The following is a 2,523-nucleotide window of genomic DNA, read 5'->3' on the forward strand; positions in this document are numbered from 1 at the left end:
GCGCAAACGAGAAATCCTGGATGCGGATAAATGGGTGTCGGAATATTAAATCATTCTACAAAAAAGAGCGATTGTCCAATAAGAAGGGGTTGACCCGGTGGGGCGAGTTTATACGATAACGTCGACAGCCACACAGGGCATGGGAGCAATTGGATACCTCGTGATTGGTAGCTTGTTAAGCATCTGGGGCGGTCACATCACATGGATTGTGCTATCTGTGTTATCCATCCTGGGCATAGCATCGTCCCTTTTAGTATTGAAAAAGAAGCTAATTGTTCGCCAAAACATCGAGTAGACTCAGGCAATCATTCGTTCAGGTAACGGGGGCCGTTGTCCCAGAAATGGAAAATACCATCGTTGCATGCATATGCACTCGTGAAGACGAGACGCTACGGGGCAATCGGGCAGCATTCCTATAATGCAAGTTCTTGAGGATTGAATAGAAAACAACCCCTTGGTAGTGTTTGGATTGGCGAAACCAAAACACAAGAACCAGGAGGTTGTTCTGCAGTGAGTATAACGCAAAATGCAAAAATCCGTCGCGTCACAGATTCCACCTTGGTCGTCGGAGCAGATATTGCTAAGAAGGTTCACGTCGCTCGCGCCAGCGACGCACGCGGTATTGAGCTTGGCAAACCGTTGAGTTTCGACAACACGAGAGACGGTTTTGAGAGGCTACTCTCTTGGCTGGAGACGCTCATGGTCGAGTATGGCTTTGACAACGTCATTTTGGGCGTTGAGCCAACGGGTCACTACTGGATGAATCTTGCGCAGTTCCTCCGTCACCACGGCGTTGGTTTGGTTCTGGTAAATCCAATGCACGTGAAGAAGACCAAGGAGTTGGATGATAACAATCCAACGAAGAACGACCGGAAAGACGCTCGAGTGATTTCGCAGTTGGTCAAGGATGGACGCTACTCCGTACCCAACATTCCAGAGGATATCTACGCGGAAATACGCGTGGGAATGAATCAAAGAGGGCGTTTGATTGAGGACCTGAAGCGAGTGCAAGGGCGGGTTCATAACTGGCTGGACCGGTTCTTCCCTGAGTTCACGAGCGTGTTCAAGGACTGGGAAGGACAGGCTGCATTAGTGTGTTTGCACACGTTTCCGCTGCCAGTCGACGTTGGCAGTACGACCGAAGTGGAGATTGTTCGTGCGTGGCGTGATGGAGGCATCTCTCGAGGTGTCGGTGTCAGTCGTGCGAGGCAGTTATTGAGTGCAGCAAGTACGTCGATTGGGATTACCGAAGGACTCCAAATGGCCCGGCGGGAACTGCAGATCCTGTTGGGGCAGTATGACTTGCTACACGCGCAACTAGAAGAACTGCTAACAGAAATTGAACAGTTGGTTGGACAGATTCCAGGGGCAACGCAGATGATGAGTATGCCTGGCATTGGGCTTGTAACAGCCGCTGGCTTCATTGCGGAAGTTGGCGACATCTCGTCTTATGCACATCCCAGACAAATTCAGAAGCTGGCAGGACTGAATCTGAAGGAGAACAGTTCTGGGAGTCACAATGGACGCAGGCAGATCACGAAACGCGGAAGGCCGAAACTGAGGGCTTTACTATTTCGTTGCGTAATCCCGTTGATTGCAAAGAACGCGGAGTTTAAGAGCCTGCACAGATACTACACGGAGAGGCCAGAAAATCCGCTCAAGAAAGTTCAGTCGATTATTGCATTGTGCTGTAAGTTAATTCGCGTCATGTTTGTACTGTGGAAGCGACAAGTACCGTATGATCCAATTCAAATGCTGGGGCCAATCCATGCAGAACGGCTACAGGATGCAGCTTGAGAGTCTAATTTAATCCATGTGATTTAGCAGTTTTGTTAAGGCAATACCAGACAAACGAAGCGCGGAGCAGCCGGCACAACACTTAACAAGAGGGCAACGACCCTGGCGGGCAGCAAAGCTGGCCTCCACCCTTCGGCAGGCGGAATGATGGAATGTTAGGGCCAGAAATGGACCCTGTGAGGCATGAGAGGGTAGGCCGCGAAGGTAGATGTGGAGATCCAAAAGCGCGACCATAAATTTCAAAAAAGGGCACAGCCCTTATTTGAACGCACCCTGACGACTGAAAAGCTCATGAAATCACGGTATTCTAAGCCGAACGTCTGGTTTAGACCAAGAAGAAACCCGCTAAATGACTGGGAAAATCTTAGATCATTGAGAGAGTTTAACTGAATAGTGGCACTACCAGAGACTTGCTTAGGAAACTCGAAATCAGAGAGGGTAAAATCAAGATGAAATTAGAAGGAGTTCTCATGGATATAGAACGCAAACTTTACGATGCGGCAGTTGACTTAATTAAGACAAGGTATCATACCGGTTGGGGCGGTGCTGCAGCCATGTATACGAAGGGTGGGCGGATTTTAACAAGTATCGCACCCGAGGTACTCGGAGATGCAACCAACCTATGTATTGAGCGTTTTGCAGAATGGTCGTTTTGGGTGGAGGTGAAAAAGGAACAACACCTAGGGTAAGCAGACAATATTCCATATATCGGTATTCTTGCGCCGT

General features: G+C 49.1%; 1 protein-coding gene and 1 pseudogene. Both read left to right on the top strand.

Translation table 11 applies throughout. The annotated features are described in order from the left end of the window. Positions 1-510 precede the first annotated feature (510 nt). Positions 511-1,797, top strand: coding sequence for an IS110 family RNA-guided transposase (locus J3482_RS19820; RefSeq protein WP_146823983.1), 1,287 nt, complete (start codon positions 511-513; stop codon positions 1,795-1,797). A gap of 470 nt (positions 1,798-2,267) precedes the next feature. Beyond that, positions 2,268-2,429, top strand: a pseudogene (locus J3482_RS19825) (cytidine/deoxycytidylate deaminase family protein); the annotation flags it as partial. Positions 2,430-2,523 lie beyond the last annotated feature (94 nt).

This window comes from Alicyclobacillus suci (assembly GCF_017329615.1).
GTDB classification, from domain to species: domain Bacteria; phylum Bacillota; class Bacilli; order Alicyclobacillales; family Alicyclobacillaceae; genus Alicyclobacillus; species Alicyclobacillus suci.